The organism is Leptospira mtsangambouensis (assembly GCF_004770475.1).
Classification (GTDB): Bacteria; Spirochaetota; Leptospiria; order Leptospirales; family Leptospiraceae; genus Leptospira_A; species Leptospira_A mtsangambouensis.
This window is the reverse complement of sequence record NZ_RQHK01000015.1, coordinates 221,153-246,823: the sequence shown is the minus strand read 5'-3', so window position 1 is coordinate 246,823 and position 25,671 is coordinate 221,153. Positions and strand designations below refer to the sequence as shown.

The window sequence follows — 25,671 nt, the reverse complement described above, 5'->3', positions numbered from 1 at the left end:
ATAGGCCTTAGAGAAAATTGGTCAAGAAATTTTTTTCCTAAAGAGTTAAGGAGATGTAGATTCTATTTCTAAAATGCGTTTTCGCAAATCAGAAGCAGTTTCATAATTTTCAATTTGAATGGCGTTAAACTTTTGTATGTATAATCCCACTAGTTCATCTCCCATCTTTCCAGGAACAGACAATGCTTTTTTAAAGTTATCTATATCAAGAGTGGGATGGTTGTTATGGAAGTAATCAACGATCCTTTCCATCTTAAGCCTAGTAGCTTCCCTAGCAATTCCAGAAGTGTTTCGAAATTCTAATGAGAGGCTTGCTAAAGTTTCTAAGGGTTCACTGACTTGGTCTAAATGTTCTGTGAGGCTAGTGGTTTGCGTTTTCTTTTCTTTGGCCTTACAAAATTCTACATAACGCATGACCATTGAATTGAACTGCTCCATCCTCTCTTGGATGTACTGATTGGCCAACTCTTTGTTTTCAGGCATTTGAAAGTCTGGGAGTTGTACGACATCATAAAGATGGATATTGTCCGAAAGAATTTTCATGAGTTCCTCTTTAGAAGGTAAACCCACAGGAGGAAAGGTGACCACTGGGTAGTTGTCACCAATCTTTAAAAAACTTACGACCACATTCGATGCTATGATTTTACCGCCGGGTGCAATCGGATTTTCACCGAATACATGGCAGTATGCGATCAAGTTACCGGTAGGGTTTGGTTTGGAACCGCGTTCAAAATTCATAGTGTATCTTTTAGACTAAGAAAAAGCTCTGAAGAAACAAGTGATTTTTAATCTTCCCACTCGGCGATTTGGTTTTCCAAATTTTTTGCGATGCGGAAATAGGCTTCTTTTAAAGGAGAATCCCCTGCCTCGAGGAGTGCCGGTTTTCCTGACTCACCTGAGCTCATGACGTCTAGTGTCAATGGAACTGAGCCAAGTTCCGGTACTCCGACTTGTTTGGAGAGTTTTTCCCCTCCTCCTTTCGAAAAAACATCCGTTACATGACCACATTTCGGACAAGCAAATCCAGACATGTTTTCCACAATTCCGAGAATTGGTACTTTTACTTGTTTGAACATGGCCGCAGCCCGTCCTGCATCAAGAACCGCTACTTCTTGCGGAGTTGTCACAATCACTGCCCCATCCAAATCAATGAGTTGGGCAAGAGAAAGTTGGACATCTCCTGTTCCAGGAGGTAAGTCGATAAAAAGATAATCCAACTCTCCCCAAACAACATCGTATAAGAACTGTTCGATGGCTTTCCCGAGCATTGGCCCTCTCCATACCACCGGTTGGTCTTCTGTCACAAGAAATGAAAACGAAATGAGTTTGATTCCATGTTTTTCAATGGGATAAATTTTATCTTCTTCAGATTTTAAAGCAACACGACCATTGATTCCAAACATTTTACCAAGGGAAGGTCCGTAGATATCTGCATCAAGAATTCCCACCTTCTTTCCGTTACGTGCAAGGGTAGAAGCAAGGTTTGCAGTGACAGTCGATTTTCCAACACCACCTTTTCCTGATCCAACAGCGATGACTTTTTTAACTCCGATGATACGATTTCCATCTTCCATCTTTAGGTTTTGGTCTACTTCGAATTTGATTTTGACCTTACCTGCTCCTTCGATTTTGGAGATGAGCTGTCTTGTTTGTGCTTCCAGTCCAATTTGTAATCTTCTGTCCGCATTTGGAGTTTTGATTAAAATTTCGATTCCATCATCGGTAGGTGTGACTGATGCGACCATTCCCAAACTTACGATGTCTTTTTTTAACTCAGGGTGTTTTACCTGCATGAGTTGTCTTTGGATGGATGTTAAATCAACTTTTGAATTTGCCATGGTTTGTCCTTTTAAATGACTCCTTCCGATTCTTCATAAAAAATTGGATTGGTCTCAATGAATTTGTCTTCTGAATAAATGAAACGACGGTATGAAATAGACTTTTCTATCTCAATCAAATGAAATCCACATTCGTGATTTCTATCGGAAAGTCTTGTACTGGATGCCGAATTAACAATGGGAAAAGAAGCACTAGATCCAGGAAGTTTGACCCAATTGGTATGCGTATGCCCATGCAAATACAACTCTGGTGGATGAACTTTTAGTTTATCAACCACTTCCGTCCGGTTTGTCATTTGGTGAGCTTTGGATTCAATTTCTGTTTTGGGATTCCAAAGTGGATGGTGACAAACCAGTACATAGGGTTCCTGAACCAAATGCATCGTTTTTTCAATCACTTCCGGTGCAACATAACCATTCGCAGTGATCCGAGGGATGGCATAATTGGAATCCCAACCGATAAAAAGTTTTCCGCCAATTTTTTTTGAGCGAATGTATAACTTTGGATCGAGAGAGTCTCCCATCCATTCACTAAATGTTTTTTCAAATAATGGATTTGGTCCAATGGCTCGTTTTTGATAACGATCATGGTTTCCCGGAATTAAAAACGTTTTGTCTGTAAGAAGAGGACGTAAAATTTCTTTGGCATTTTGAAATTCACCTGGATGTGAAACGTTTGTCAAATCGCCTGAAATGATGAGTGCATCATATTCTAATTTACTAATGGCCTCAATCATTGCCGAAACCAAGACAAGTGGATGTTTTGATTTTCGTCTCAACCGATAGCTGAGATAACCGACGATTGCCTTTCCACGAAGAGAAAACAAAGGAAGTTTCTTCGGGAAATGTAAATCGGAAATGTGTAGGATTTTCATTCGTTAATTTCCATGATTCCGAGGATATCTCCTTTTTTCACTACAGATCCTTCTTCCATTATGATTTTTTTTAAGATTCCAGAATATGGAGATTCGACAGGGAAAGCTGCTTTGTCGGTGACAAGTTCGATCATTTCGTCCCCTTTTGACACGGAATCACCTACCTTTCGGAGCCAACGAACCAATTCGATCTTTTCTGTATCACCCAAATCAGGAGTTTTTAAGAGGAATTCTTTCATGGACACAATCCTTTGCCACGGAATTGAAAACTGGTTTACAAAACCATGTTTTCCCGTTTTTTTAACATAAAAGTTTAGCGAACCTCAATGGGAAACGAGAAAATCAAATATAAAGGCACCGAAATCATCGAAAACTTGGACCAATTGATTCAAAAGGACTATTTCCATTTTGAACTAAAAGGACTCACCAAGTCAACAAGAGATATCGTCAATGAAGTAGTTCAAGGAATCTTAAACCGAGTTGGTGCAAATCCACTTACTTCATTTCATTTGTTTAGCGGTCTAATGGAAGCCCTATTAAATGCTGTAAAAGCAAACACACGTTTTGTGATTTTTCAAGATGAACTTTTGAATAAACTTACAGCACAGGGACAAACTCCAGAAGAAGAAGCAGAAGAGTTACTCGACATTATTTTAGAAACAGAACCACTTCGGGATGCAATGCAACGTTACATTGTTCCTGATAAAATCAAAAAAGTGGTTCAAAAGATTCTAACTTTATCGGACAAAAAAAGATCAAAAAAACACAATCTCTCCATCGATGAAAAAGAATTCTTAACAATCGTTAGAGAAAAAGTAAAAAAATATGATCTTAAAATTTCAATGAAAATTGAAATCAGACCTACTTCTGTTTACATCAGAATCCGGAATGATTCCCCCATTATGGGAATGGATCTAAATCGAATTCGTAAAAGTAGAGAAAGACATGCGGAACTTGCCAAACAAGGCAACTCCGCAGAATTTTTCAGGCCTGACTTTTTGGATGAAAAAGAAAGTGCCGGGTTTGGAATTGCAATGATTGATGAAGGTTTTTATAACTTAGGACTTGATCCATTGGATTGTTTCGATATCCAAACTAGCAAAAAAACAACTACGGTTTACCTCAACTATCCGTTAGAGGCTCTCCAAAAGATGGAGTTTTGATACAGGTTTTAGAACTTACTTGGGAGTCTTTTGAAAAAGAATACCGAAAAATTGGAGGTTTTCTTTTTGAAGATTCCAGGTCCGAACCAGGTTATACTCTTTGCGATTGGTATTTTGACTTAGAAGAGGAAATAGAAATCCTCTATACAGAAAAAAAACCAGTCGCAGAAACAATCAAAGCCAACTTATCCAAGTTAGATGACTATAGAGAAAAAGGATTTTATCCTTGTGGTGCCCTTTTTTTCGAACTAGGATATTTTTTCATTGAGGGATTGGATCTAGACAATTCTCCTCTTGCAGAAGGGACTCCCCTCCTCCAGTATTCCATTTACAAACAAAAAAAAAGAATCAAGTATCAGAGTCCCTCTTCTCTCAACTTTGGCAATACGGAATTAAAAAATATTACTGTCTTATGGGATAAAGAAACATACAAAGAACGTTTCGAAAAAACAAGAGAAGCACTTTTACTTGGCGAAAGTTACGAATTAAATTTATGTTTTCCCGTTTCACTTTCCATCGAAGGGGATTTGTTTTTATACTACCAATCTCTAAAAGCAAAACAAAAAACCAAATACTCTGTTTATTATCCTTTTGTAGATACAAGGACTTTATCTTTATCACCAGAATTGTTTTTTGAAGTCAAAGGTAACGAGATCCAAACAGAACCAATGAAAGGAACCAACCTTCGAGGTCTTACATCCAAACAAGATAAAGAAAACAAAACCATCCTACAATCATCTGCCAAAGAGAGAGCAGAAAATGTAATGATTACCGATTTGTATCGAAATGATTTAGGAAGGATCGCCAAACAAGGAACAGTCCAAGTGACAGATCTTTTTTTAGTAAAAGGTCTGGAAACGGTTTGGCAAATGGTTTCCAAAGTGGAAGCCAAATTAAAAAATCCCTTTTCTTGGTTTCCTGTCCTTAAGGCTCTTTTTCCTTCCGGTTCTGTGATTGGTGCCCCCAAAAAAAGGTCCTTTGAACTCTTAAGAGAATTAGAAAATACAAACAGAGGATTGTATACAGGTTCCATATTCGTCTCAGAAATGTTAGATGGTGCCCCATGGATTCGTTCCAATGTTTCCATAAGAACTTTAAATCTAACAAAAGATAATCATCTTTGGACAGGGAACTATGGGGTGGGAAGTGGAATTACAGTTCTTTCCGATGCCGAGGCTGAATACAAGGAATGCCTATCAAAATTAAAATTCATCACAAACCCCAACCTTCCCAGTGTTGAAATTTTGGAAACGATACGATTCAGAAAAGGCCATTATTTTTTAAAAGATCTCCACTTGGAACGAATGGAAGAAACGGCAAATCGTTTTGGTTATCCCTTTTCTAAACAAAAGGCGGAATCCTGTTTAAAAGCACACACCCATTCTGCTATAGGTGGAAGTGTTTTTCGTCTGCGGTTTTTACTGAATGAAAGGGGAGAATTTCGTTTGGAAAGTTTTCCACTCACGAAACCTAAAATTCGTCCAAAAATCCGACTTGGATTTGCGAGTCAGCCAGTGGATTCCAACGATTTGTTTTTATACCACAAAACAACAAACCGTTCTTTTTATCAAAAGATGTTAGAAGAATGCCAAACAAATTCCATTGATGATTGTGTTTTGTTTGATCGGGATGGACGGATTCTAGAAACCAATATTCGAAATCTATTTTTGAAAAAAGGTAAGTTTTGGTTTACCCCAACGCTCGAAACAGGAGGCCTCCCCGGTGTGTTTCGGGAAGCAGTCATCCGAAAAGGCTGGGTCAAAGAAACGGTTCTTTTCCAATCTGACTTGTTAGAAGCAGACGAGATCCTTGTGGGAAATTCCCTTCGCGGTTTTGAAAGAGCGGATTTGATTCTTTAACAGATAAACATTAAAAGAAATCGGAAGAGGCAAATGGTGGATTTGCCTCTTTTCAAATTATAAAATGAACCGGCTTAGGTCCTTATCTTCGATAATTCCTTTTAGTTTTGAAGACACATAACCTTCGTTAATGACAACTTCTTTTTGGTCTTCAGGCAAATCAGGTGCATCAAAACTAGTGTCTTCCAAAAGTTTTTCCATAATGGTATTAAGTCTTCTGGCACCAATGTTCTCATTTTTTTCATTCATCTGAAACGCTAGTTTGGCGATCTCCGCAATCCCATCAGTTGTGTAATTGATTTTTACACCTTCTGTGGCAAGAAGGGCTTCATATTGTTTGGTGAGAGAAGATTTGGGAGTTGTTAGGATTTTGATAAAGTCAGATTCTGTTAATGTTTCCAGTTCCACTCGAATTGGAAACCGACCTTGGAGTTCCGGAATCAGGTCAGATGGTTTTGTCATATGAAAAGCACCTGCCGCGATAAAAAGAATATGATCGGTTTTGATCGGACCAATCTTTGTATTCACTGTGGATCCTTCGACAATCGGAAGTAAGTCTCTTTGGACTCCTTCCCGGGATACGTCGGCTCCTTGCCTTCCTTCTCGACCGGCAATTTTATCAATTTCATCTAAAAAGATAATTCCCATTTCTTCCACACGTCTGACGGCTTCCGATTGGATTTTGTCAGCATCGATCAGTTTTTCTGCTTCTGATTCAGTGAGAAGTTTCCCAGCATCCAAAACTTTTACCTTTCGTTTGCCAGTTTTTTTCGGCATCAAATCACCAAGTAAACTTTGTAATTGATTGTCCATGTCTTCCATATTCCCTGCACCAAACACTTGCAACATGGGCATTCCCGCAGGTGCCGAAGGTTTGGGAATATCGATTTCGATTTCCCTATCATTTAAGACACCTTTGCGAAGTTTTTCTCTAAACTTTTCTCTAGATTCTTTATAACTGTTTTGTCTTTCTTTTTCATCTGGATTCAGATCTTCTTCTTTTTTATGGAAGATGGGTGGTAAAATGGCATCGAGGATTAACTCTTCTGCCTTTTCTGTGGCTTTGTCTTTGACTCGATCCCGAAATTCTGCTTTCACCAAATTCAATGCACCCATTGCCAAATCGCGAATCATGGATTCTACATCACGGCCAACATAACCTACTTCTGTATACTTAGTGGCTTCTACTTTTAAAAAAGGTGCACCACATAACTTTGACAGACGACGTGCAATTTCCGTTTTCCCCACACCCGTTGGCCCAATCATAATGATATTTTTTGGATAAATTTCTTCTCTTAGAGACTCGTCGAGTTTACGACGTCTGGAACGATTCCGAAGCGCCACAGCCACAGCTCGTTTGGCTTTGGTTTGTCCAATGATATGTTCATCTAATTTTTCTACAATTTGACGAGGAGTTAATTCCTCGGCAGGATTTTGAGATCCGGCAACTTCTGCGATTATAGTAGGGTATGTCATTTTATAATTCCTCAATCACCAAATTATGGTTAGTGTATATACAAATATCCGCAGTGATCCCCATTGCCTTTGTAATGATGTCTTTTGGATCCATATCCGTATTTTGTACAAGAGCACGAGCAGCCGAAAGAGCAAAATTTCCACCAGAACCAATGGCAAGTACACCATCATCCGGTGAGATCACATCACCTGTTCCTGAAATTAAAAAAGATTCATTGGCATCACAAACAATGAGAAGTGCCTCAAGCCTACGAAGCATCCTGTCCATCCTCCATTCGCGAGCAAGCTCCACTGCTGCCCGAGAGACAGATCCACCATGTTCAATTAATTTTTTTTCAAAGAGTTCAAATAGAGTAAATGCATCAGCAGCACTTCCAGCAAATCCGGCGATCACCTTACCGTTGTAAAGTCTTCTGACTTTTTTGGCGGTATGTTTCATCACGGTATTTCCCATGGATACTTGACCGTCTCCCCCTACAGCAATTTTGCCGTTTTTACGAACAGAAAGGATGGTCGTTGCGTGAATTGTTTCCATACGGATAAAATTCCAAATTGGTGAGTGTTGTCGAGAAAAATGGAGACTACTTTCTTTTGATGAGAACCATCTGGTTCCCTACTTCAAAAGATTGGTCAAGAAAATAATAGTCGGTGAGTTCTTTGATCATAAAAAGTCCAATCCCATGTTCACGGTAATCACTCAAATCAAAACTGCGAAGTTCGCCCGGTTCCACTTTTTTTCCATAATCCCTCAACCGAATTTCCACTCGGTCTTTATCAAATTGAAATTCAATAAAAATGGGTTTTCCAGTATTTCCTGAATAAGCATGGCGGATGATATTGACAATGGCTTCGCCAATCACCAGTTTTAAATCCATGGAATCAAAAAGAGAAAATCCATGTTCTAAACAAAGATTAAAAAAATAATTACGGGTGTGAGAAACAAAACGGGGGTTGGAAGGAATTTGGATACGGACTACTTTTCCGTAGTCCGTAGGTTTCTTTTGGTTCGACATTAGCCTCTCGGATGGAATTTCTTATGAACTTCCTTCAGAGTTTTATTTGCCATATGAGTGTAAATTTGAGTCGTCGAAATATCGATATGACCCAAAAGTTCCTGAACCGATTTGAGATCTGCATGATTCTCAAGTAGGTGAGTAGCAAAAGAGTGGCGAAGAGTGTGTGGTGTTACTTTTTTCTTTATTTTTGTGCGTTTGATATAGTGATTCAGAAGTCTCCAAACCGACTTACGGTTGATATACGATCCTTTTTTGGAAACAAATACAAATTCACAAGTTCTTTTTTTCAAAATTTCTGTACGACTTTCCGTTAGATATTTTTTCAAAATTTCCAATGACTTTTCACCAAAAGGAACTAGACGTTGGCGTCCCCCTTTTCCTTCTACAGTGATCGTCATGTTTTCCATGTCGATATCAGTCATTTTTAAATTACATGCTTCCGAGATACGAAGCCCAGAAGAATATAAAAGTTCAAAGATACATTTATCACGAAGTTCGTACAAATTGTCCTCTTTGATATTACGAAAGAGTTCATCAATTTCGGTTTGAGTTAAATAATCGGGGATGGTTCTTGCAACTTCAGGAGTTTCAATTTTTTCAGTTGGATTAGAATCTAACCTTTTTTCGTCTCGTAGATACTTATAAAACTGTCTGATTGCCACCACTTCGCGAGCCAGTGTTTTTGCAGAGATTTTGCGTTCTCTTTCTTCTTCTAAAAAACGCATAATGTCGTTTGCTTTTACTTCTAAGAAGTTGATATGTTCTTTTTCCAAGAAGATCGCAAACTTATTGAGATCGTATCCGTAGGAATATATCGAATTATCGCTCAGTCCTTTTTCTACGGACAGGTACTCTTGGAATGTTTGTAAAAGCTGATTTTGAGAAACTGGCAATTTGGAACCCATCTTTACTCTCTTATGTTACTTAAAGAGTCGGACAAAAAGCTTAAAGAGACTTATTATTTTTTTTGCCACAAATGGCTATGTCAGGAAAAAAGGAGATGTGGTTCATAGAAACTCCCTTATTTTTTTACTCACGTTTGCTGCCCTGTTAGTCGTTAATTGCGGCCGAAAGGAAAGGTCCCTTTTTGAAGAGGGAAAAAAATGGGAAATGGTAGGAGAAAAAACCAAAGCCCTCTACTACTACGAACTGTCTCTGCGTGAAAATCCAGAGTATGACCCCGTTTTGAAAAGAATGGGACTCCTTCTTGCAGAAAGCAACCAGTCCATTGCCACAGCCATTTTTTATTTGGAAAAATATCACAAACAAAAAAAGGACGACACGGAAGTACAACGTGAACTCTTCCGGCTTTATCTTACCACAGGTTACGAAAAAGAAGCATTGGAAATTTTGGAAGAAATTCGTTTCCAAGGGAAAAAAGAAACTTTGGAATTTTTCGAAACCACTTACCTTTGCCTAACCAGAGGATTCAAACAGAAGGACTACCTTTTGACCTTGGAAAAAAGCCCTCTCGCAGGGGATCCCTACTATGCGCCTTGGGTCCGGGCTTGCGAAACAAAATAGACAGGAAACCTGGAAATCCCGTCTAAACAATAAAGAACAAGATACAGAATAGGAGAAATTATGAACCATAAAGTTGTCATCATCGGATCCGGTCCCGCAGGACATACCGCAGCCATTTACGCCGCTAGAGCCAATTTAAACCCGGTGATGTATGAAGGATTTATGGCAGGAGGAGTGGCTGCCGGTGGACAGCTCACCACCACGACAGAAGTCGAAAACTTTCCTGGTTTCCCTGAAGGAATCGACGGGACCAAACTCACCCAACTGTTCCGGGAACAATCCTCTAAGTACGGAACCACCATCCACACCCAAACCATCACCAAAGTGGATTTTTCCAAACGCCCTTTTACCATCTGGTCAGATGACGAAGAAATCAAAGCAGAATCGGTGATCATCGCCACTGGTGCCACTGCCAAACGTATGCATGTCCCAGGGGAAGAAACATACTGGCAACGCGGGATCTCTGCATGTGCCGTTTGTGATGGAGCACTTCCCATTTACCGAAACAAAGCACTTGCCGTTGTGGGTGGAGGTGACTCCGCTGTGGAAGAAGCAAACCACCTCACGAAGTTTGCGTCCAAAGTGTACTTAGTGGTGAGACGTGACCAACTCCGTGCTTCCCAAATCATGCAAAAACGGGCAATGGAACATCCAAAAATTGAAATTCTTTGGAACCAAACGGTAGTAGAAGCCAAAGGTGGTACGGGTGGCCTTACTTCTATCGTTCTCGAAAGCACAAAAGACAAATCCAAAAAAGATTTAGAGGTCGGTGGACTATTTTATGCGATTGGCCATGTGCCCAACACACAAGTGTTCCAAGGACAATTGGATTTGGACGAAACAGGTTATATCGTTACAAAACCAGGAACCACACAAACCAACATTGCCGGTGTATTTGCTGCAGGGGATGTTCAGGACAAAGTGTACCGCCAAGCCATTACCGCAGCAGGTAGCGGTTGTATGGCGGCACTCGAAGCCGAACGTTGGTTAGAAGGTCACTAAGGAGTGATCTGATTTCCGCTTGCATCCAAATATGATTTGGATTCCAAATTAAAAAATATCACCGAATCTCCTTTCGGTGATATATATTGTTTTTTTCCACCTTCCCATTCAATCAAAGTAAAGTTAGAACCTCTATAGAGGATTTGGTTTCCGGGAAACACATTTGCCTCCCAAGAATCTCCATACCAACGATAGTTTCCTTTTTTCCAAAGATAAAAATAACTGGAATTAGGTCCTAAAAAATCACCTTCCAATTTTCCAGAAAAAGATTCTACATGTGCAGGAAAGATTTTTTGTAAGTCGGGAAGTTCAGTATAAGTTTTGATATCCAATGCGGATTCAGGGAGCTCAAAACCTTTTTCTAAAAAATTTTTAAACTCGGCGGGAAACTTTGCATTCATGGTGGAATAACCAGAAAGTTGCAATTTTTTTCCCATTTTTAAAATAGGGTCTTTGTCTTTTTCAAAACGCAACAAACTATCTTTTAAAATTTGGTCAGGTGAAACTCCTGTTGCATTTTGTAAAGCAAGCGCTGGAGAGGTTCCCAAACATGTTTCTTTTTGATAGGAAATGATGGCTTCTTTTCCGTAGGTTTCATGGATGTGTTTGATAAGAACTGGTCCAATGGAATAAGGAATTAAATCTTTATATTTTGCATCTAACAATGATTTGAATGTTTTTGGAACTTTATTTTCTCGAATTAACTTTTCAGCATCATTATAAATATAGAATTGTTTTCGTTCAAAAAATTTTGCTTCAATATAACTTGCAAGTCCCGCTTCGAACCATGGATCGGAAATTTCTGCTGGAGGAATCTTTCCTGTTTCTGACTGAATTTTAAAACAACTTACTTGTTCTAAATTATGAAGAGCGATATGGTAAAAAGTTCCGAAATGTATACGACGGAGTGCATCTGAATCAAACTCTATTTCCCCTGTGGTTTGCGGCATTTTTTCTCCGCAGCAAAGAGTCACAGAATCCCTTCCCCCAAACCCTCCTTCTTCAATTCCTCCAGGGATTTCAACACCAACATATTCCTTGAAATCCTCATATTGATCGAAAAGTAAAACGGGAATTTTTCCTCGGTTTTCCAATTGAAATTCTGATTTTACATATTGTAAAAAGGATTTCATTTTAAAAATATCACCAAACACACGCAAGTATTCCTTCCATTTGTCTGATCCATAAAACACATAATTTCCGAATTCTAATTTGGGTTTCCCGTATTTTTTTTCATCAACAAGTAGGTAATTTTCAAAGTTATGTGGTTTTTGGTAAATATAATCATATTCCTTTCGATGTGAAATCCAATACTTTGTGATTTTGGTTAAATCTGGATAATTCCACACGAGTGTCGACGAACAACCGTTACAAGGCAAGGGAGCAGATATAAAACCGACCCCTGACGGAAAATCCAACTTAAATGTCCCGTTGGCCCATTCGGTGTATATACTCCCATCCGCACGTTTCCATTGGTAATGGTTTTTGGACCATTGGTATACCTCCCCACCATCTGGTCCGTTGAAGTATCCAGGTGTTGGATCTAAAAAACCTAGTTTTAAATCTTCTAGTTTTGGTTCTTGGAGTCTTTCCACTGCCAGAAACGAGGTAGGTGCTGTTTCTCCGAAGTCAAAATACAAAACATCGGAACCCTGCCCTCGTTTGAGAGGAATGGTCAAACGCTCAGATTCAGCGTAGATAACGATAGTTAGGAAAAGAAGACAAAATACAATTGATTTGCGAACCATGGAGAAACATTGACCCACTTAACGACCCAATGCTCTCCCCAAAATTGGCCACTGTCAAGTGGATTCTAAACGGAGTTTTGGTTTCGATAAGCAATGGCAATTTGGCCAGTACGAGAAATCTCCCGAATTCCAAAAGGTTTGAGAACTGAGATGATATTACTTACTTGTCTTGAATTTCCAGAAAATTCAATGAGAAGGGAGTCTTCTGTCATTTCTAAAATTTTGACATCAAATCCATTACAAATCGTAAGAGCTTCACTTCGATTGCCTTCGGTAATCGAAAAGGAAATGAGCACCAGTTCTCTTTGTACGGAACTAGCATAAGCCATATCTTGAACTTTTAGAACGTCTGGAAGTTTAAGGAGTTGGTTTTTTACCTGACCCACAATAAAATCATCCCCATTCAAAACAATGGTCATAGACGAAACATCAGGGTTGTCAGTCACACCAACAGCAATGGAATCAATATTGTAACCGCGACGAGTAAAAAGTCCAGAAACATGGCTCATAACGCCCGGATGGTTATTTACTAAAATACTTAGAGTGTGTTTCATTTTTTCATTTTCCCCAAGTCTTTGAATTCGATTAGATCTTGTTGTGATTTTCCGGCAGGGATCATTGGAAAAACTTTTTCTTCTGCAGGGATCATTACTTCAATGAGAGCCGATCCATTATCTTTTAAGAAAAATTCAACACCCTTATCAATTTCTGATTTATGTTCGATTCGCATGGCCGGAATCCCATAAGCATCCGCTAATTTGACAAAGTTAGGATTGTAGGTCCATTGTGACTCGCTGAATCTCTCTTCATAAAATAGTTCCTGCCATTGACGAACCATTCCAAGAAAGTTATTATTAAAAAGCAAAATCTTAACGCCTAACTGAGATTGTGCGATAGTGGCCAACTCTTGGATACACATTTGAAAGGACCCGTCTCCCGTTACACAGATGACCATTTTATCTGGGTTTCCAAATTTAGCACCAATGGCAGCAGGAAGTCCATACCCCATAGTACCGAGTCCCCCTGAGGTTAACCAAGTATTTGGTTTATCAAATAAATAATACTGCGCTGCCCACATTTGGTGTTGGCCCACATCGGTAGAAACAATGGCTTCTCCTTTGGTTTTGGCATACACTCTTTGTAAAAAATCTTGTGGTTTGATACTATCTCCACTGTTATCAAAATCAAGAGGATGGTTTTTCTTTAAACTTTGGATGTTTTCAATCCAAGAAGTTCGGTCCCCCCCTTTCACAAATGGAAGGATTTCCCTGATGGCATCTTTTAAATCTCCATGAAGGATATAATCCACATTGATTCGTTTGTTGAACTCAGCAGCATCAATGTCTACGTGTGCACGAACTGCATTCGGTGCAAAGTCTTGGTATTTGGCAACACGATCATCAAACCTGGCACCTAAATTTAAAATATAATCACATTCTAACACTGCTTTGTTGGCATAAGCAGTTCCATGCATTCCGAGCATTCCTACAGATAGTGGATGGGTTCCAGGAAAAGCACCAAGTCCCATAAGAGTGGTAGTGACTGGGGCATTTGCTTTTTCTGCTAGTGCTTTGATTTCTGCTGACGCAAAGGAATTGATGGCACCACCACCAACATAGAGTAACGGGCGTTTGGCCCCATTTAAAGCTTCCGCAAATTCTTGTGGATCGCCTTTGACTTTTGGTCTTTCATAATGATGGGGAGCAATTTTGAGCGAAGTTGCTTTTCTGACAGTTGTTTTTTCTAATTGCACATCTTTCGGAAAATCCAAAAGCACAGGACCTGGTCTTCCTCCCATTGCAATTTTGATGGCTTCTTCAAAATGACGAGAAAGATCGTCAGCTTTTTTGATGAGTGCATTGTATTTGGTAATGGGGATTGTGATTCCAAAAATATCAGCTTCTTGAAAAGCATCGGTTCCAATGGCATCTGTTGCCACTTGGCCTGTGATGGCAAGGATGGGAATGGAATCTAATTTGGCATCGGTAAGGCCTGTGATCAAATTGGTAGCACCGGGACCGGAAGTGGCAATACAAACACCTAACTTACCTGTAGACCGAGCATACCCTTCTGCCATATGGATGGCACCCTGTTCGTGTCGAACCAGGATATGTTTAATTTTTTTACTATGATAGAGTTCGTCGTAAAAAGGGAGGATGGCTCCACCAGGGTATCCGAAGACGATTTCCACACCCGCTTCTTCCAATAATTCGACCATCAGTCGGCCGCCAGTAATTGCTTCGGTTGTAGATGACATACGTTTCCCCCTCTTTGTCATTTCTGCAAAAAAGAGCCTGTTGTCAATGTTCTCACGTTTTTGAGTCGATTTTTACTGTCTAAAAAAGAATGCTGAAAATTGGACCGGGGATATGGAAAATACAGATATTGAAAAGCCACAAGAAGATGAAAAGTTCACAAAAATAAAAGCCCTTGCAAAAGAGGCCTATCGTTTTCTTGATCAGGGACGTTTCAAAGAAGCGAAAGAACGATTAGACATATTACTTGATGAAGACCCATCCAATACATACGGCCTCGTTGGCCTTGGTGATTATTACGCAAAAACCAAACAACCAGAACAGGCAATCCAATACTACCGCAAATGTTTGGCAGGAGATACAACCAATAAGTTCTCACTTATGGGACTTATGAATGCCTACAGAGATTTAAATAGCCTCAAACGAATCATTGAAGTAGCGGAAGAATTTCACCACATAACAATCACAGATGCTAGTATACTTTCCCGAGTGGCCGATGCACATAGAAAATTAAAAAACTTCAAAGAATCCGAAGTTTATTATATGGAAGCACTTCAAATCAATCCAAATGACCAGTATGTGATTGTGGGACTTGGACATTTATACTTTGCATGCCAAAGATATGTAGATGCCATTCAGTGGTGGGAAAAATTACTTTCAAGCCAACCAAACAATATCAAAATCCTAACAGAGATTGGAAACAGTTACCGCAAAATTAAAGACTTCGATAAAGCCATTCTCTATTACGATCGTGCCAAAGAACTTGATCCCAAAAACTTTTTTGCCCTCTATGGCCTTGCCGAATCTTATCGCGGTAAAAAGGATTTTAAAACGGCCATCACGTATTGGGAAAAAATTCTTGAGTCCGACCCTGAAAACAAACTCATCATCAACAGGTATGCGGATTCCCTTCGAGGTCTTGGAAATTACGACAAAGCTTTGGAATGTTTTAACAAAATTCTTGCCAGCGGGGATGACTACTTTGCCCTTTTAGGAAAAGCTGCAGCTTTACGCTTGATAGGTGACCTTGAGAAAGCAGAAGAAATTTATTTAGGACTTCTCACCAAATCTCCAAGCGATCCAAGACCTGCATTGGAGTTATCAGATCTTTGGGACATTATGGGTAAAAAAACACAGGCCATCAAACTCCTGGAAGATTTAGCAAAGAAAAATCCATCCAACGAAGCCATCCGAGAAAGGATCGAATACTTAAAAGATTAAACTTCTGAATTTTCCGAAATCTTTGTCGTCAAAAAGTATAAAAAAACAAAAAGAGAAAACAACCCCCAAACCGTTTTTGATATGAATTTCAAAAACGAAGGGAACCACGCCCCCTTACGGAGCGATGGTTTTGAGTAGGCTTAAATCTTCTTTTTTAAATACCTTAATGGTGGTTTTATCACCTTCTTTTGGTTTGCCGGTCACATAAATTTTGTCCCCGAAAAACGTTAGTTCTGAGTTTTCTTCTACTGCTTCTTCTGTTCTTTTTTCAAACGTTAGGTCAGATTTAAAACGAGAAACATGGTATTTGTCTTTTACTTTTTCAATCACATAGATTTTATCTTCGCGATTGATCATCGGAGTTCTCCAGAAAATATCTGCAGACTCACTTGTTTTTTTCACACCGAGTTTATCTGGATCAAGTAACACTAGTTTGTGTTTTCTGTTTTCGACTTTTTCTCCGTCATAACCCAGAACAAGAACACCTTGGTTGGCGATTTCTTTAAATTCCTTGGAACAAATATTGTTATAGGAACTTTTATAAAGAGCATCGTCTTTTGCAGGATCAATGGCCCAAAGTTCATTTGAATAATGACCATCCGTATCATATTTGATAAACTTCATAAAAAGAATTTTGTTGTTCACAACGTTGTCGCTTTGTTCTTCTTTTTTCTTCAGTTCTTCTTTAGCTTGCGTTAGTTCCGATTTTAACTCTTCCACTTTTGCTTCTGCTTTTTGAACAGTATCCTCTTTTTTAGCTGTGTCACCTGATGTGGTTCCAGTTCTTGCTTCTTCTTTTTTAGCGATTTGTTCTTCTTTTTTACTGAGTTCCTCTTTTTTGGCTTCTACCGCTTCTGACTTTTTCTCAGTGTCTTTTTTTTCTTGTTCGATTTGTTTGACTTCTTCGGTTTTCTTTTCAATCTCTGCTTTGTTTTTGACCGGGTCTTTTTTTAACTCATTGAGACTAGCAACCGTTTCTTGTTCCTTTTTCTTCAATGCATCTTTTTTGTCTTGGAGGTCTTTTTGTTCGTTTGCTACTTCTTGTTTTTTATCTTGCAAAACCTTTTTTTCTTCTTTGATTTTATCGGTTTGCAACTTATCCATTTTTTTGGCTTCGTCTTCCATCTTCTGTTTGGTGGCAGGATCTTTTTCTTTGTCCTTCACCGTTTTGTTGACGTCTTTTTCTAACTCATCTGTGGTTAAATCTTTTCCACTATCTTTTAGGATATTTCCTTCAATCGGAATGATGATTTGTGTTTTTCCTGGCCAATTTTTATAAACCGTATCAATCCCTAGTTTGTCTGGAGAAGTGGCAGCGATCACCCCTTCGGTATATTTTTTTGTAAAAAACTTGGAGTCTTTTCTATGGGTTGCATTGTAATAAAGAATGTACTGAGCCAAAGTCTCCGCATTCCCCACTTTGTATTGGAAAGATTTTTCCACATAGGAGGCAATGATCCGAACAATGGAATTCACATGGTCAAAACTTTGTGATTCGGAAAGAGTGAGGATATCGGCTCCTAATTTTCCATCAGCACCAGGTAGTATTCTTTGGATTTTCACTCCATCCACAGTTGCCGTATTTTCTTTGGCCAAGGTTTCTGCCAGTTTACGACCAATTTCAGTATTTTCTTGGATGATCTCATCCGAGGCCTTACGTAAGGAACGGTTGATGAATTCGATTTTTTTGGAACCCTTAATTTCGGACTCGCCGAGGGGGGCTTTGGATTGGGCTGTCAGAGAAAGACTGACGAAAGTTAGACAGATGATGATGGAACGAGAAATTCTCATTGTTTCCTCACGAAATTTGGGGTAAAGATGCCCACAAGATTAACAACCTTTGTGATTCTGCAAAGCAAGTTTTAGAATAAAAATCTATTTACCGGGGGGTGGATATTCAAAATTCTGTGGGAGAATGCCTACATTTACGCACAGAGTCTTCAATTTTAATGCCGGCCCTGCCATGTTGCCCACAGAAGTCATGGAGGAAGCGCAAAGTGAGTTCCTAAATTACAAAGGAACTGGAATGTCTGTAATGGAAATGAGCCACAGGGGAAATGTTTTCCAAAATATTTTGGACGAATCTCTCAGTGATCTCAGGGAATTACTAGACCTACCTTCCCGTTATGCGGTGGTCTATTTCCCCGGCGGTGCCACTTTACAATTTTCCGCCATTCCTTTTAATTATCTAAAAGCAGGAGACTCTGCTGATTTTGCGCTCACAGGGGTTTGGGCCAAAAAAGCCTTTGAAGAAGCAAAGAAATTTTACCCGAATGTAAAATCTATTTTTAATGGGGCCGATTCCAAATATATGGAACTTCCCACCATCACTGACGAGATCGTGAATGATGGAGCCAAATATGTTTATATCACTTCCAACAATACCATTTATGGAACTCGTTATAAAACTTTTCCTAAATTAAAAAAAGCTCCTCTTTTTGCTGACATGACAAGTGAACTTCTTAGTCGAAAACTTCCTATAGAAGATTTTTCTGTCATCTTTGCGGGAGCACAAAAAAACATCGGGCCTTCTGGACTCACACTTGTCATTTACGACAAAGAAAAATTACCAACATTTGATCACCCGATTCCCAACCTAATGAACTTTGCACTCATGGAAAAAAATGGATCTTTGTACAATACACCTCCTACTTATTCCATCTACATTGCAGGGCTTGTTTTTAAATATTTAAAACGGAATGGTGGCCTTGCGGAAATGGAAGTCACAAACGAACGGAAAGCAAAAAAATTGTATGATGCCATTGATGCATCCAACCTTTTTTATGCACCAGTTCCAGATGAGTTTCGTTCCGCTATGAATGTTGTGTTTCGTGGTTATAACGATGCTTTAGATTCCAAATTTTTAACCCTTGCCGAAGAACAAGGGTTTGCTGGACTCAAAGGATACCGCGATGTTGGTGGATTCCGGGCGAGTATCTATAATGCAATGCCTGAGGAAGGTGTGGATTCACTCATTTCTTTGATCAAAGAATTTGAAAGAACCCATGGGTAATTTTGCAAAACCTTTCCCAATTCTTTTTTTCATTTTCGCTGGATCTTTATCTGCCCATTCTCTTTGGATTCCCGAAGGGAACTTGGGTTGGGAAGTTGCGAAAGATTGTTATTTACCTTTAAAAAAAGAAATCCCACTTGGTGCGATTAGTCCAAATGTCATCAATTTGGACCGGACGAGAATGGGAGAATATGCAAAAGAATCGGCCGAGCTCCGTATGGCCTCTTTAGAATGTTTTCGAGACCAGGTATCCAAAACTCTCCCCGAAGATGACCCACAGACAAAAGATTTAGGTGAGTATTTTCAATCCTCACTACTCGCTGGTAACGAAAAGGAAGAGAGTTTTTTTTCCTATGAGTGGAGAATCCTTCTCTCCGATAGTCGTCCGTACCCACTCACTCCTGGAGAAGTAACACTCGCCAAACAATGGTTTGAGTCACATTTGGAAATCAAAAAAGAAATCACAAATCTTTCCATAGAATATTTATCAGAAAAAAATCCTAAAGATAAGTACGAACGTTATTTAGATTTATTCACAGGATACTATGGAAGTTTACTCAGAGAACGAGATAAGTTTTTACTCTCTCTTTCTTTGGAATCATTAAAATCATACACCGATGCCCTAAAACATAGAAAGGAGAAAGCAGAATGAAAGAAAAAATTGGAATTGCATCTGATCATGGAGGATTTGCCCTCAAAGAATTCCTTAGGAAAAGTCTCGAGGAAACTTACGAAATTGTCGATTACGGTACTAAGAGCGAAGAGTCCGTCGACTACCCCACCATCATCGGAGATGCCTGCCGAAAGGTTCTTTCCGGTGAAGTTCCTAGACTCATCGCCCTTTGCGGAACAGGCATTGGAGCGTCCATTGCCGCCAACCGTTTCAAAGGCATTCGAGCGGCCCTTTGCCATGATGAGTTTACGGCGGAGATGTCCAAACGCCATAACAACGCGAATGTACTCGTTTTAGGGGGAAGGGTTCTCGGAACAGATTTAGCGCAGAGAATCGTAAAAAAATGGATAGAAACAGAATTCGAAGGTGGACGGCACCAAAAACGATTGGGACTGATCGAAGAACAGTCGTAATCTTATTCCTTGTTTGGGGCCTACCCTTATTTGGATGGGAAGTCCCAAAACAAGAAATCCTGAACCTAAGCCTTTGGAAAAAAAACGGTGTGGTTCAGAATTCGGAACCAGGCAAAAAGAACTTTCTCAAACCCAAAGAAAATACCCCAAAACACGGAGAACTTTTCTTCGACTTTGAAGGTGATGTGAGAGAACCACAGATCACGGAAGCCGGGAATCCTTTTAAATCCAAATCCATCTCAGTTGTTTCCTCTTCCTATTTAACCGATGACCAAAATTATTTTTTTGGGAAAAGGTCCGCATACTTTTCTGGTCGCAGAAACCAAATCCATCTTTCCGTTTCCGGAAATTCTCTTTTTGGAACTCATCCCGATCCTTTTACCATTTCCATTCCCGTTCGGTTGGGAGAACAAGGTGCGGGTTCTGTCATTTTGGATCGAACTGTTTATGTAAAAGGAAAAAAATACGGCATCTCACTCGAGTTAAACGAAAGTAAACCAATATTACAAGTCAACAACCTACTCCAAAAATCTGATGGCCGAACCGCAAGTTTTGTTTTGGAGTCACCAGTGAAACTCAAACGAAAAACTTGGGAAGTGATCTCTTTATATTTTGATACATTGAATCACAAATACATCATGTACCAAAATGGAATTGAAACTGCGGAATATGAAAACAACCAAGCAGATACATTGGGTTTCGGTTTTCCTGAAAACGATTCCACTCCTCTAGTCCTTGGAAAATCATTTTATGGAAATTTGGATGGATTTCATATCCACAAAGGAGAACCGGAAGTAGAATACACTAAGTTTGAATCCGTTCGTTATGATGATGAAACCAAAATTGGTTTTATGGAAGGTAACACTGCTATCTCTCCTGTTTTAGAAACAAAATATAGCAATTCTAGTTTAACTCGTGTTCATTGGAATATCGAACAACCCAAAGACACAATGTTAGAACTTTACTTCCGCGGTTCGAACCAAAAGTTTTTGGATTCTAAAATGGATCCTTCTTGGACAAGGATTGGATCTCTGGACAAAGGACTCCCAAAAATCAAATTCAAATATTACCAATGGAAGTTATGGTTTAGGCCAGACCCGATGGGAAAATCCGTTCCGAATGTCCAATCCCTTTCCTTTGAATATACAGAACAAACTCCTCCTGATGTTCCCACTAGATTTCGATTGGAATCAAATCCAAACACAGGGGATCCAATTTGTTTTTTATGGAATTCCAATCATGAAAAAGAAGTCCAAAGTGGTGGAGGTTATATCATCCATTACGGACTTACACCCACACGAATGCTCGGTTCAGTTTTTGTCAAAAAAGACAAAGTTGGAAACTTAAATAAAATTGATGGGAACGAAGATGAAAGTAGTTTTAGAAACAAACGTTTCTGTATCAATGAAGAAACCCTCGTAAACAATATATATGTTCCTGAAGGTGAATTGGGAGCCGATGAATTTAGGCCTTTAGCCGACCAAGTGGATCATTCAAGAAGGGAAAAACGAGGACTTCTTTTCCAACCAGGACTTACCTATTATTTCAGAATATCAGCTTACAATCGTTATCTGAATGAATGGGATTCGAAAGACCAAAAAAGTCCACTTTCTCCTCCGGTTTCATTTAGTTTCCCCAAAGAAGTTTCGAACAACAAGTAAAGGCAGGGAGGTTACCTCCCTTTCTAAATCAACAAATACTTCTTCCATCCCCTCTTTCAAAGCAATTGCCGTCTCAAGATCACAGGTTTCGGACATTAAAATTTGAGTTCTCAGACTTTCTGTATCTAATTCGAAAATAGTATCCGTTAGATCTTCCAAAAAACCAAGGATCTGTTTTTTCTTTGTAACATCAATATCCTCTAATCCTTGAAACAATAAGTGGATCGAAAATGAAGATGTAAAGAATCTTTGGTGAGAATCAAGTGCTTCTAACAAAAGTTTTTGAATCTTTAGTTTACGAGAAGAACGTAACAGTGTTAACAACAAAGAAGAAGTAAGATAAACCTTCAATCCAGTAACTCCGTTAAGGCGACAAGTGCCTTTCTTCTCACAAGTTCCGATTTTTGAATGATTTCATTTTTTAAAGCCATCCGAATGAGTTCGCCCTGGGAAATTCCTCTTCTGGAAGCTTCATTTTTTAATAAAATTTGTTCGTCTTCGGAAAGTAGGATCTGAAATCGTTTATCAATTTTTGCCATTAATCTTCTTCTTCCAATTCTTTTTCGGCCTTCTCAAACTTACGCCAATACAAACTGGCATCCTGCCACTGACCAAGAGATTCGTACAGAGATGCAATATTATAATATGATTCGGTCAAACGGTAGTCCAACTTCACTGCCTTTTGAAATAGTTTAATCGACTTTTCTTTGTTATCTGAAAACCATTCACTAAAAGCCCAAAGATAGTACCACCGACCAAGGTTTGGATCCCTTGGCCTCACTTTTTCCAGATGTAATACATTCTCTTGGAAAAGTTTAGAGGAAAGGTTATAGTTTTTTTGAATGAGTTTTGCCTTATTGATTCGATCTTCTGCCGGTTCATCCGGCCTTGGAACAGATAAATCGTTTCTATACAAAAGTGCTTTTGCATAAAGTAATTTAAAATACAGCTCGTTTTGGCTTAAATCCAAATACCTTTCTAAATAAGGAATGGAGGTTGTTTCATCATCTACTTTGTGTAAGTTGTAAATTTGTTTTCTTAGAGCAGTTGTTTCTTCTTTTTTTTTGCTTCCGCCAGCCAAAACCATTTGGGTGGATAAAAATAAGATACAAACAAATTTAAAAGTATAAGTAGAAGTTTTGTCCATCATCAGGAAATTTCATCGATTTGATTTCATGGCGAAATGGAAGTTCCTGTAATTTTTGAATCACAGAAAGATACAAATCTTTTGCCGTTACAATCAACATAGAATTGGGTGATGTTTCAATCAATCGATCTTTACTTTCCAAATACCCTTGGATCGAGTCCACAAAATGACGTTTTGAACGTTCCCATTCTGGAGATGGATGGTATTCTGGCCATTGGATTCTGAGTACAGATGTGGATCTTTTTCCGCCGAAGGTTGCTTGCATAAAAGATCGAATCATCCAAGACAAACTATCTTTTAAAAACTCAGGTTTTCGTTCCTCTTTTTCCACAAGGACATGTAGAGCTGGGATCACTTGGCGAAGTTTTTCTTGAATCATACGTTTATGAGATTCTAAAAATTTTGCCCTTTCTTCCTTGTTTAACAGAACCAAAAAAATACCGGGGAAACCTAATGATTCCATATGAAATGCAATGATGGCTTCCGTTTGCAAAAGAATTTCCCAAGAAAACTTTTTTGCAATAAATCGATCAAGCCTTACTGAATCATCAACATCCAACATAGCAAATCCAGATTCATCAAAAAGCAAATAAGGATCATGGTGTAAAAAAATTAAGTTAGAGCGAGTGTTATAGTCAAGTCCGGATGAAATTTGATTGTGAAAGGAACCTAAAGAATCATTTAAAAACAGATAAGAAAATCGAGGTGAACCAAGCCTTGAAATAAAGTTTTTAGTGTAACCAATAATTCCGTCATAAGAAATTTCGTTTTCTCTGTATATCTTATCAAGCAAACCATATTCTACACGTTTTTCTTCCGGGATCATTGTGAAGAAATTTTCCGGCGAACTGGCCTTAGTTTCTTTTGGTTCTTCTTTTTTGGTAACGGATTGAACTAGTTTTTCTAATTCAGGATTAAAAATAGTTTCTCGTTTTTTTTGTACTGCATCGAGAATGGCGACTCTTCTCCAAGTGGCCGGGGGTAAAATTTTAAAACTCGTTTTTTTCACAGGACTAGGATTGTTTATAACGGGTTCCATTTTAGTTTCAATTCCTTCTTTAGGAGAGACAGATTTTTTTATCTCTATTTCTAGATTTGGTGATTCATCACTCACCAAAAGGGATTCCCCTAACATATTACGATGTTCCCATTTACGTTTTATGGAAGCCCACAACACAAAGAAAATCCAAGGTCCAATGAATAAATATCCAAAACTTAACAAATAAGGTGGGAAGGAAGAATAACGATAAACAGACAAGCCAGATAAAAATCCAGGTTTCCCATGTTCTTTAGAAGTATAATAAGAATGAAACTTATGATGTAAAAAACCAACTGATTGTTTTTTCGAATCCAAATGAACAAATTTGGAAGTATCCTCTCCTTTCCAGATACGAGGATTAAAGAGAACTTGTTCCTTACTTTTGTTATCCGATAATTTAGCAGAAACTAATGGAAAATAAAACTCATCCCTGTCTTTTTCTTTTTTCGCCTGTAAAAGATTAGAATCTAATACCGCCACAAGAATGGAGATGGAACCCGTTTCATAATTTCGTTTGGGAATTAAATATACTAAGTCAAAATCAGATTCGAATAAAATTGTAATAGGATGATTTTGGATGCGTTCGAATAAACTAAAAATCTCAGTTCCAAAACGATTTTGAATTGTTTTATTTTCATTTGAATCTTTTTTCCAAAGGTACAGTTCAGAAACGATTCTTTCCGTTTCTCCAAGTCCCCCACCTTCTCCAAGCCCTTCACGAAGAAGATTTTTTTCAAGGACAGATAAAGTCTCTTCAAATTGAGCCAATCTATGTTTGGTCCAGGGTTTGTAATAACGATAATCAGGAAAAAGTTCATAACTCTTTTGATAAAACAAAAGTAAAATTAGATAAGCAATGACTGGTAAAAGAATTCTACGTTTGAACTGAAAACTGCGAGAGTGAGTGACAGTCCAAATAAACCGAATGTAAAACAATCCGGTAAAGGTAACAAGAAAAAGGATAAAACAACCGAACCGTATTTCATCAGCTTCTGAATCTGATTGACGAAGCAAATAAATAGAAAACTTTTCTCTGGATTCTAAAATGAGTTTAGAATTTTCACCATCTAACTGCCAAGTGATGGTTTGCCCTTCTTTTCCATAAAACAATCCAAGTAATTGATTACTTTCTCTATCACCCGTTAAAATGGATTCATCATTTGTATATAAAACTTTTTGAGATTTGGGATCGAAGGCCCAATATAGATATCCATATTCTAAATTAGCATTTTGAATTTGTTTTGGTAGTGGTGGACCTTGGGGAAATACAACAAAAAATTTCCCGGACAAATCACGATACACATAATCACCGTTAGAAAGGTTTTTCAATTTTCCCTCTGACAACCCAGAAGGATCCTGTCTCAATTCATCTTGGAAAATTTCACTTGTTTCGTTTGTACTATGGATGAGGCGAAGGGAATCATCATACAACCGAACGTATTTTAAACCAAGGGTGTCTTTGATTCGGGAAGTGACTTGGGAGGCTCGGTAAGGAAGAGTTGATTCGCGAAAAAAGAACTCGAGTGTATTCAAATACTCTTTTGTTCGATCCTCATCAAAACGTTCCAAAGCGGAAATCAAATTTGATTTCATCCGAAGGGGACGAATCCATTCAAAATATCCGAACAAAACGGAGGTCACGAGGAGAGAAACCACAAAGTATCCAAAAAGAATAGACAGGTTTCCGAAATTCCGTTTCATCATTCTAATTATCGGGTTGTCATTGGCAAAAACCAATCAGTCCAAGG

At 38.7% G+C, this 25,671-nt stretch carries 25 protein-coding genes; 9 read left to right on the top strand and 16 right to left on the bottom strand.

Annotated elements, in window-relative coordinates:
• Positions 1-45: 45 nt before the first annotated feature.
• Genes EHR01_RS11765 through EHR01_RS11750 form a run of 4 tightly spaced genes read right to left on the bottom strand, consistent with a single transcriptional unit; the run spans position 46 to position 2,952 of the window.
• Complete coding sequence (locus EHR01_RS11765; protein ID WP_135694966.1) at positions 46-738, bottom strand: hypothetical protein; 693 nt, start codon at positions 736-738, stop codon at positions 46-48.
• A gap of 47 nt (positions 739-785) precedes the next feature.
• The gene (locus EHR01_RS11760) at positions 786-1,838 is read right to left on the bottom strand and encodes an Mrp/NBP35 family ATP-binding protein (protein WP_100718354.1); all 1,053 of its coding nucleotides are present in this window, start codon (positions 1,836-1,838) and stop codon (positions 786-788) included.
• An 11-nt stretch (positions 1,839-1,849) separates the two neighbouring features.
• Positions 1,850-2,713: a metallophosphoesterase family protein gene (locus EHR01_RS11755; RefSeq protein WP_135694965.1), complete on the bottom strand. Its 864-nt coding sequence runs from the start codon at positions 2,711-2,713 to the stop codon at positions 1,850-1,852.
• A complete protein-coding gene (locus tag EHR01_RS11750; RefSeq protein ID WP_135694964.1) occupies positions 2,710-2,952 on the bottom strand; it encodes a biotin/lipoyl-containing protein in 243 nt (80 codons plus the stop codon). The genes EHR01_RS11755 and EHR01_RS11750 overlap by 4 nt, the downstream gene beginning before the upstream one ends.
• An 87-nt stretch (positions 2,953-3,039) precedes the next feature.
• Between EHR01_RS11750 and EHR01_RS11745 the strand changes: the two genes are divergently transcribed.
• Positions 3,040-3,876, top strand: coding sequence for a hypothetical protein (locus tag EHR01_RS11745; protein ID WP_135694963.1), 837 nt, complete (start codon positions 3,040-3,042; stop codon positions 3,874-3,876).
• Entirely contained in the window at positions 3,873-5,735 is a 1,863-nt protein-coding gene (locus EHR01_RS11740; RefSeq protein WP_135694962.1) for a chorismate-binding protein, read from the top strand. Before EHR01_RS11745 ends, EHR01_RS11740 begins: the two co-directional genes overlap by 4 nt.
• A gap of 57 nt (positions 5,736-5,792) precedes the next feature.
• Here the strand turns inward: EHR01_RS11740 and hslU are convergent, their stop codons facing one another.
• From hslU to xerD, 4 genes are read right to left on the bottom strand one after another with little or no spacing between them, the layout of a single operon-like run.
• Entirely contained in the window at positions 5,793-7,211 is a 1,419-nt protein-coding gene (gene hslU / locus EHR01_RS11735) for an ATP-dependent protease ATPase subunit HslU (protein WP_135694961.1), read from the bottom strand.
• Position 7,212: 1 nt separating this feature from the next.
• A complete protein-coding gene (hslV, locus tag EHR01_RS11730; protein ID WP_100744608.1) occupies positions 7,213-7,746 on the bottom strand; it encodes an ATP-dependent protease subunit HslV in 534 nt (177 codons plus the stop codon).
• Between the two features lie 46 nt (positions 7,747-7,792).
• Positions 7,793-8,224 carry an ATP-binding protein gene (locus EHR01_RS11725; RefSeq protein ID WP_004787643.1) on the bottom strand — a complete coding sequence of 144 codons (432 nt, stop codon included), beginning with the start codon at positions 8,222-8,224 and terminating at the stop codon, positions 7,793-7,795.
• The gene (xerD, locus tag EHR01_RS11720) at positions 8,224-9,132 is read right to left on the bottom strand and encodes a site-specific tyrosine recombinase XerD (RefSeq protein WP_004787041.1); all 909 of its coding nucleotides are present in this window, start codon (positions 9,130-9,132) and stop codon (positions 8,224-8,226) included. Before xerD ends, EHR01_RS11725 begins: the two co-directional genes overlap by 1 nt.
• 97 nt (positions 9,133-9,229) lie before the next feature.
• Here xerD and EHR01_RS11715 point away from each other — a divergent pair, with 97 nt between their 5' ends.
• Complete coding sequence (locus tag EHR01_RS11715) at positions 9,230-9,751, top strand: tetratricopeptide repeat protein (RefSeq protein ID WP_135694960.1); 522 nt, start codon at positions 9,230-9,232, stop codon at positions 9,749-9,751.
• Between the two features lie 60 nt (positions 9,752-9,811).
• Positions 9,812-10,753, top strand: coding sequence for a thioredoxin-disulfide reductase (gene trxB / locus EHR01_RS11710; protein ID WP_135694959.1), 942 nt, complete (start codon positions 9,812-9,814; stop codon positions 10,751-10,753).
• Here the strand turns inward: trxB and EHR01_RS11705 are convergent.
• The 3 genes from EHR01_RS11705 to ilvB all read right to left on the bottom strand — a co-directional run bounded on the left by EHR01_RS11705 (position 10,750) and on the right by ilvB (position 14,758).
• Complete coding sequence (locus tag EHR01_RS11705) at positions 10,750-12,501, bottom strand: peptidase MA family protein (protein WP_135694958.1); 1,752 nt, start codon at positions 12,499-12,501, stop codon at positions 10,750-10,752. The two genes, trxB and EHR01_RS11705, sit on opposite strands and share 4 nt — an antisense overlap.
• A gap of 65 nt (positions 12,502-12,566) precedes the next feature.
• On the bottom strand, positions 12,567-13,055 hold the full coding sequence (gene ilvN, locus EHR01_RS11700; protein WP_135694957.1) for an acetolactate synthase small subunit: 489 nt from the start codon (positions 13,053-13,055) through the stop codon (positions 12,567-12,569).
• Positions 13,052-14,758 (bottom strand): biosynthetic-type acetolactate synthase large subunit, encoded by a 1,707-nt coding sequence (ilvB, locus tag EHR01_RS11695; RefSeq protein ID WP_135694956.1) that lies wholly within the window; start codon positions 14,756-14,758, stop codon positions 13,052-13,054. The genes ilvN and ilvB overlap by 4 nt, the downstream gene beginning before the upstream one ends.
• 112 nt (positions 14,759-14,870) lie before the next feature.
• Here ilvB and EHR01_RS11690 point away from each other — a divergent pair, with 112 nt between their 5' ends.
• On the top strand, positions 14,871-15,977 hold the full coding sequence (locus EHR01_RS11690) for a tetratricopeptide repeat protein (protein ID WP_135694955.1): 1,107 nt from the start codon (positions 14,871-14,873) through the stop codon (positions 15,975-15,977).
• A gap of 114 nt (positions 15,978-16,091) precedes the next feature.
• On the opposite strand, the gene EHR01_RS11685 is transcribed toward EHR01_RS11690, so the two are convergent.
• Positions 16,092-17,768 (bottom strand): P83/100 family protein, encoded by a 1,677-nt coding sequence (locus EHR01_RS11685; RefSeq protein ID WP_135694954.1) that lies wholly within the window; start codon positions 17,766-17,768, stop codon positions 16,092-16,094.
• A gap of 124 nt (positions 17,769-17,892) precedes the next feature.
• On the opposite strand from EHR01_RS11685, the gene serC reads away from it, so the two are divergent.
• The 4 genes from serC (at position 17,893) to EHR01_RS11665 (ending at position 21,737) form a co-directional block, all read left to right on the top strand.
• Complete coding sequence (gene serC, locus EHR01_RS11680) at positions 17,893-18,990, top strand: 3-phosphoserine/phosphohydroxythreonine transaminase (RefSeq protein ID WP_135694953.1); 1,098 nt, start codon at positions 17,893-17,895, stop codon at positions 18,988-18,990.
• The gene (locus tag EHR01_RS11675) at positions 18,983-19,642 is read left to right on the top strand and encodes a hypothetical protein (RefSeq protein ID WP_135694952.1); all 660 of its coding nucleotides are present in this window, start codon (positions 18,983-18,985) and stop codon (positions 19,640-19,642) included. The genes serC and EHR01_RS11675 overlap by 8 nt, the downstream gene beginning before the upstream one ends.
• Complete coding sequence (gene rpiB / locus EHR01_RS11670; protein WP_002975248.1) at positions 19,639-20,076, top strand: ribose 5-phosphate isomerase B; 438 nt, start codon at positions 19,639-19,641, stop codon at positions 20,074-20,076. Before EHR01_RS11675 ends, rpiB begins: the two co-directional genes overlap by 4 nt.
• Positions 20,077-20,165: 89 nt before the next feature.
• Positions 20,166-21,737: a concanavalin A-like lectin/glucanase gene (locus EHR01_RS11665; protein WP_135694951.1), complete on the top strand. Its 1,572-nt coding sequence runs from the start codon at positions 20,166-20,168 to the stop codon at positions 21,735-21,737.
• On the opposite strand, the gene EHR01_RS11660 is transcribed toward EHR01_RS11665, so the two are convergent.
• The 4 genes from EHR01_RS11660 to EHR01_RS11645 are packed head-to-tail and all read right to left on the bottom strand — an operon-like array spanning position 21,699 to position 25,627.
• A complete protein-coding gene (locus EHR01_RS11660) occupies positions 21,699-22,088 on the bottom strand; it encodes a hypothetical protein (protein ID WP_135694950.1) in 390 nt (129 codons plus the stop codon). The two genes, EHR01_RS11665 and EHR01_RS11660, sit on opposite strands and share 39 nt — an antisense overlap.
• Positions 22,085-22,276: a CopG family transcriptional regulator gene (locus EHR01_RS11655; RefSeq protein WP_135694949.1), complete on the bottom strand. Its 192-nt coding sequence runs from the start codon at positions 22,274-22,276 to the stop codon at positions 22,085-22,087. Before EHR01_RS11655 ends, EHR01_RS11660 begins: the two co-directional genes overlap by 4 nt.
• Positions 22,276-22,884 carry a tetratricopeptide repeat protein gene (locus EHR01_RS11650; protein WP_135695082.1) on the bottom strand — a complete coding sequence of 203 codons (609 nt, stop codon included), beginning with the start codon at positions 22,882-22,884 and terminating at the stop codon, positions 22,276-22,278. Before EHR01_RS11650 ends, EHR01_RS11655 begins: the two co-directional genes overlap by 1 nt.
• Complete coding sequence (locus tag EHR01_RS11645; protein ID WP_135694948.1) at positions 22,856-25,627, bottom strand: hypothetical protein; 2,772 nt, start codon at positions 25,625-25,627, stop codon at positions 22,856-22,858. The genes EHR01_RS11650 and EHR01_RS11645 overlap by 29 nt, the downstream gene beginning before the upstream one ends.
• Positions 25,628-25,671: the final 44 nt, after the last annotated feature.

Coding starts and splice junctions, on each gene's coding strand:
- EHR01_RS11765 (WP_135694966.1), bottom strand. CDS start 738: ATGAATTTTGAACGCGGTTCCAAACCAAACCCTACCGGTAACTTGATC.
- EHR01_RS11760 (WP_100718354.1), bottom strand. CDS start 1,838: ATGGCAAATTCAAAAGTTGATTTAACATCCATCCAAAGACAACTCATG.
- EHR01_RS11755 (WP_135694965.1), bottom strand. CDS start 2,713: ATGAAAATCCTACACATTTCCGATTTACATTTCCCGAAGAAACTTCCT.
- EHR01_RS11750 (WP_135694964.1), bottom strand. CDS start 2,952: ATGAAAGAATTCCTCTTAAAAACTCCTGATTTGGGTGATACAGAAAAG.
- EHR01_RS11745 (WP_135694963.1), top strand. CDS start 3,040: ATGGGAAACGAGAAAATCAAATATAAAGGCACCGAAATCATCGAAAAC.
- hslU (WP_135694961.1), bottom strand. CDS start 7,211: ATGACATACCCTACTATAATCGCAGAAGTTGCCGGATCTCAAAATCCT.
- hslV (WP_100744608.1), bottom strand. CDS start 7,746: ATGGAAACAATTCACGCAACGACCATCCTTTCTGTTCGTAAAAACGGC.
- EHR01_RS11725 (WP_004787643.1), bottom strand. CDS start 8,224: ATGTCGAACCAAAAGAAACCTACGGACTACGGAAAAGTAGTCCGTATC.
- xerD (WP_004787041.1), bottom strand. CDS start 9,132: ATGGGTTCCAAATTGCCAGTTTCTCAAAATCAGCTTTTACAAACATTC.
- trxB (WP_135694959.1), top strand. CDS start 9,812: ATGAACCATAAAGTTGTCATCATCGGATCCGGTCCCGCAGGACATACC.
- EHR01_RS11705 (WP_135694958.1), bottom strand. CDS start 12,501: ATGGTTCGCAAATCAATTGTATTTTGTCTTCTTTTCCTAACTATCGTT.
- ilvN (WP_135694957.1), bottom strand. CDS start 13,055: ATGAAACACACTCTAAGTATTTTAGTAAATAACCATCCGGGCGTTATG.
- ilvB (WP_135694956.1), bottom strand. CDS start 14,758: ATGTCATCTACAACCGAAGCAATTACTGGCGGCCGACTGATGGTCGAA.
- EHR01_RS11690 (WP_135694955.1), top strand. CDS start 14,871: ATGGAAAATACAGATATTGAAAAGCCACAAGAAGATGAAAAGTTCACA.
- EHR01_RS11685 (WP_135694954.1), bottom strand. CDS start 17,768: ATGAGAATTTCTCGTTCCATCATCATCTGTCTAACTTTCGTCAGTCTT.
- serC (WP_135694953.1), top strand. CDS start 17,893: ATGCCTACATTTACGCACAGAGTCTTCAATTTTAATGCCGGCCCTGCC.
- EHR01_RS11675 (WP_135694952.1), top strand. CDS start 18,983: ATGGGTAATTTTGCAAAACCTTTCCCAATTCTTTTTTTCATTTTCGCT.
- rpiB (WP_002975248.1), top strand. CDS start 19,639: ATGAAAGAAAAAATTGGAATTGCATCTGATCATGGAGGATTTGCCCTC.
- EHR01_RS11655 (WP_135694949.1), bottom strand. CDS start 22,276: ATGGCAAAAATTGATAAACGATTTCAGATCCTACTTTCCGAAGACGAA.
- EHR01_RS11650 (WP_135695082.1), bottom strand. CDS start 22,884: ATGGACAAAACTTCTACTTATACTTTTAAATTTGTTTGTATCTTATTT.
- EHR01_RS11645 (WP_135694948.1), bottom strand. CDS start 25,627: ATGATGAAACGGAATTTCGGAAACCTGTCTATTCTTTTTGGATACTTT.